Genomic DNA, 3,886 nt, shown 5'->3' on the forward strand with positions numbered 1-3,886 from the left:
GAGGTAGCGACGCTTACGTATCATCTTTCCTCCTTAATAGAGAACAAATAATTGAAAAAATTAAAGACTCTGGTAGAGAGCCGAATGTTGCAGGAGGGGGGTTTTTAGAAACGCGAACTGTTGATTTAAAAATTGATTACCCTGCGGTTTTTGTAAAATGCGATGGAGGTATCTATAGTAGTGAGTTTAAGACAACGCATTCTAATCTGGGGCTTGATGGGGTAACCGGTGTTGACGATAAAAGAAACAGATACGGTAAAACATGCGACTCAAATGCTAATTGAGAAGAAATTTAATGCTTTGTCTGTTGTTGATAATAATGTGAATTTGGTTGGTATTATTACATCACATGATTTATTAGTTTTTTTGCTTGATCAATATTAATCTAAATAAATTGGGCGCCATTCTCGTTCAATGGCGTCATAATGTTATATAGCTTTGTACGTTAGCTTAAAAAGTATTTGTCAGAGCTAATTTTAGTAGTTTCTTGTAGCTATAGTAAAACTGTAACTAAGTTTGGCTTAACTTGCTGGGGAAAAGTCGTTATCCGCACTTTTTTGTTGTTCTGTTGATTGTTGTTCCCTGAAAAAAGGCAGGGAACTATTACTTTTATTTGCAGGCAGAAGCTTTAGCATTCTGAGAGTATCAGTAACACTTTTACTGCTATGATCTTGGTTGTCTTGATGACGTACAGAAGACATTGCAAGCTCTTGAATACAATCAGGGTCTATTGCTTTTAATAAGTCTTTAGCTAAACCTAAGTTACCCAACTGGAATGCCAGACATGCGGCATCAAAACGAATTTCATCTACTTCATCTTTGTCTGAATAAACATTGTGTTTTGTCGCAATTGCTTTAATAAAAAGCTCAACTTCAGTTAGGCTGTTGCTACGAACTTTTGCCATTATTTCGGTAAAGCTACCTGGTTCAAAAGTATTAAACCTTTCTTTCATGTATGGAATATACATCCTTATCTCCTTAAGTAAAGTTAGCATCCTACTTCAGCTATATTATATAAATAAGGTCATATAACTGTCTAAATGTTTTTCTTAATTTTGAGTTGTAAGTGGCTCTAATAATGTTCAGCTTATGGACGTTGTGATGAGTGGATTCTAGTAAAAATGTAGGCTTTTGCCTAATAATATTAATTTTTGTAAAATATCTGAGCTTTTAAATGAGATTGTATTGCCGGATATAATTTAATGTGCTAAAAGGCTGTATGCTTCTGTACAGTTTCTATTACTAAAGAAAAGTAGTGTGCTAAGCTGTATTAGGTGTACTTTAGGTTTATTGCAGTAAAAAGGATTAATAAATGCAAGTAGAAGAACTATATAGTGATATACAGTCTTATCAAATAACTCAGGCGATATACACAGCTGCAAGGCTTGATATAGCAAGCTATATTGGTGATGAAGGGAAAACAGTAGAGCAAATCTCTCAAAAATTTAATGTCAGGCCACAGCTTATTTAGCGCTTAGGAATTACAATACTCTGAAAATCAGCCATATCATGAAATTGAAATAATTCGACTAAAAATTACTTCCAGCACCCAAAGCATAGGTGCTAATTAAGTGATGAAATAGCAAAAATCAGGCTTAAAGCCTGACCCTAGACGGACTACTCCTGTTAGAATTTAATTATCTGCATGGTTGCTAGAGCTTTGTGATACTTCATAATGACTGATAAGCGCTGTTTTGGGCGACCACCCGTTAAAACCATTTTGCTACCGCAGAGGATGCATTCAAACGGATCAGTGTTGATAAAGCCTTTGAGGAGTGATGCATAGGTAATTTTTTTGATTGGCTCTACCGTCTGGTCCAATATTTCGTAAATCTTTGGCAGTAATTTTCCACGCGTACGGAAGCTCAAGAAACCATAGTAACGAACCATCTTAAATGACTTTTCTGGGATGTGAGGGATTAAACGATCAATGAACTCTAAAGCAGTGTAGTGATATTTCTCCTGCTTTCCTGTTTCTCGGTCGATGTAACGAAAGGCGACTTTCTCACCATCATAATAAAGGATGCGTGAGTTAGAAAGCGGTGGTCGTTTAAGATAGCGCCCCAAGTAATCAACATTTTGATGGTGTGAAGGCTGAACGTCAGAAAAATGCACATGCCAGAGTTTGTTGTATTCTGGATTAATAAATCGATTAAATGATGTGAGGTCAATAATGCGGTTTTGATATTGATGAGGAATCACGAGTTTTCCTGCTTTGTAGGCATCGCGTAATAAATTAATGATTGCATACCTCCACATCCGCATGGTTTTTCTCTTAGTAAAGTAAATCTTTTTCCATATCGCTTCGCATTCAGATAAGCCACCGCGTGTCACGGATAAGTGGATGTGTGTGTTCCACTTTAAATCCTGGCCAAAGGTGTGGAGCATGGTAAAGATACCAATCTTAACTTTTTTCTTCTTTGCAGTTTTGAGCAGGATGTCAGCGGCCAGACGTGATAACTCGTTGAGCAGGTCACGATTTGCCAGAAAAAATGGCCAGAGAGCTTCTGGCATTGTCAGTGTGATGTGTTGATATTCGCACTTTGGTAATAACTCATTTTGTGCAGCAATCCATTGCTCTGTGGCTTTTTTCCACAAGAGGAGCATAACCGTGATTTGCAAGTATAGGCAACGGTCTTAGTGTGCTTGCAGTCTGGGTTAGAACAGCTGTATTCGTCATGGCCGGCAAACTTGGTTTTGCAGCTGAGCATCTTCACGACTGTTTCAACCACTGAGCGAGGAATATTCTCTCGATTGGCCACATAGTAGCGCCACCAGGCCCTGCCGGTTTGGAAAAGGTGTTTGAGCGTGAATTGAATCAGACTAACTATCTCATTGTGTTGATTAACAAGCGATTAATCATACAGACAACGATAAATATCACGAGCCGTACTCAGCGAGCCTATCCTTGTCGCTTATTAAGAGCTTTAATCTCTAAAATGATATTTATAGAAAAAGCAGGGAAGTTTTATAATAGTGAAAAATCATCTCTTTTAATACCCAATAAAGAAGGCTCACTTTATTCATTTGCCCTGCGTTCAGGAGAAGATTCATATCAGGCATGGAGTAACCTGTATGAGGGTATGCTTAATAGCGCTAGCTCTCGCTGCGAGCCATGGAGTGCTAAGCACGAGGTGAGTAGGCCGAGGTAGGTTCGGCGATTTTGCATCATTGGATGTGCAAAATACCTACCGAGGTAGCGACGCTTACGTTTAGTATTACTTTTGGCTATGATTACTTTGAATATTTAAAGAAAGATCCTGTAAAATTTGAGTTATTTAATAAATCTATGGCTGCTCATACAAAAAGAGATATTCCAACAATTATTGATGCATTAAATTTAGATAGTCATAAAAGCATTATTGATATTGGAGGTGGCACAGGTGAGTTATTATCTGGCATAGTAAAACATAGAAATATAACAGGTGTTTTATATGACCTAGGCCAAGTGATAAAACATGCTAAAGCTAATCTGGCGGATGATATCCTTGAAAAATTAGATTTAGTCTCTGGTGACTTTATAAGCAGTATTCCATCTGGTATTGATTACCACATTCTTAAATTTATTTTGCACGATTGGACAGATGAAATAGCTATAAAAATTCTTAAAAACTCCCGAGCGTCAATAAACCCAGGGGGAAAATTATTTATAATTGAAGCAATTGTTGATACTAAACAGCATGATAGTTCTGCTGTCTGGCATGATCTGCATATGTTTTCCCTTTTTAACAGCAAAGAAAGAGAGAAAAAAGATTTCGAATATCTCCTAAGAGAATCAGATTTTGAAATAAATAAAATAATTACCCTTCCTCGAAATGGCTTACTAAAGCTAAGTGTAATAGAGTGTAATCCAATTTAAAATAAAATGGGGCTGACACCTAACATT

Annotated in this window: 7 protein-coding genes; 4 read left to right on the forward strand and 3 right to left on the reverse strand. The window is 37.1% G+C overall.

Annotated features, from left to right (window positions below):
* The coding region (locus C200_RS16060; protein ID WP_033923679.1) for a hypothetical protein at window positions 1-284 on the forward strand (284 nt) is incomplete at its 5' end.
* Window positions 274-384, forward strand: coding sequence for a CBS domain-containing protein (locus C200_RS16680; protein WP_080750115.1), 111 nt, complete (start codon window positions 274-276; stop codon window positions 382-384). The genes C200_RS16060 and C200_RS16680, both read left to right, overlap by 11 nt.
* 137 nt (window positions 385-521) lie before the next feature.
* On the opposite strand, the gene C200_RS04320 is transcribed toward C200_RS16680, so the two are convergent.
* Window positions 522-968 carry a hypothetical protein gene (locus tag C200_RS04320; protein WP_016211920.1) on the reverse strand — a complete coding sequence of 149 codons (447 nt, stop codon included), beginning with the start codon at window positions 966-968 and terminating at the stop codon, window positions 522-524.
* Window positions 969-1,312: 344 nt separating this feature from the next.
* On the opposite strand from C200_RS04320, the gene C200_RS15350 reads away from it, so the two are divergent.
* Window positions 1,313-1,471, forward strand: a complete 159-nt coding sequence (locus tag C200_RS15350) for a hypothetical protein (RefSeq protein WP_016211924.1) — start codon at window positions 1,313-1,315, stop codon at window positions 1,469-1,471.
* Between the two features lie 155 nt (window positions 1,472-1,626).
* Here the strand turns inward: C200_RS15350 and C200_RS04325 are convergent, their stop codons facing one another.
* Together C200_RS04325 and C200_RS16685 are read right to left on the reverse strand one after the other, a co-directional pair.
* On the reverse strand, window positions 1,627-2,622 hold the full coding sequence (locus C200_RS04325; RefSeq protein WP_248782668.1) for an IS91 family transposase: 996 nt from the start codon (window positions 2,620-2,622) through the stop codon (window positions 1,627-1,629).
* On the reverse strand, window positions 2,517-2,762 hold the full coding sequence (locus C200_RS16685) for a transposase zinc-binding domain-containing protein (RefSeq protein WP_157883632.1): 246 nt from the start codon (window positions 2,760-2,762) through the stop codon (window positions 2,517-2,519). The genes C200_RS04325 and C200_RS16685 overlap by 106 nt, the downstream gene beginning before the upstream one ends.
* A 401-nt stretch (window positions 2,763-3,163) precedes the next feature.
* Here C200_RS16685 and C200_RS04335 point away from each other — a divergent pair, with 401 nt between their 5' ends.
* Window positions 3,164-3,859: a methyltransferase gene (locus tag C200_RS04335; RefSeq protein ID WP_054300142.1), complete on the forward strand. Its 696-nt coding sequence runs from the start codon at window positions 3,164-3,166 to the stop codon at window positions 3,857-3,859.
* Window positions 3,860-3,886: the final 27 nt, after the last annotated feature.

This window comes from Piscirickettsia salmonis LF-89 = ATCC VR-1361 (assembly GCF_000297215.2).
GTDB classification, from domain to species: domain Bacteria; phylum Pseudomonadota; class Gammaproteobacteria; order Piscirickettsiales; family Piscirickettsiaceae; genus Piscirickettsia; species Piscirickettsia salmonis.

Bases quoted from the DNA above. Each gene is read 5' to 3' on its own strand.
- C200_RS15350 (WP_016211924.1), top strand. From the start codon at position 1,313: ATGCAAGTAGAAGAACTATATAGTGATATACAGTCTTATCAAATAACT.
- C200_RS04320 (WP_016211920.1), bottom strand. From the start codon at position 968: ATGTATATTCCATACATGAAAGAAAGGTTTAATACTTTTGAACCAGGT.
- C200_RS16680 (WP_080750115.1), top strand. From the start codon at position 274: ATGCTAATTGAGAAGAAATTTAATGCTTTGTCTGTTGTTGATAATAAT.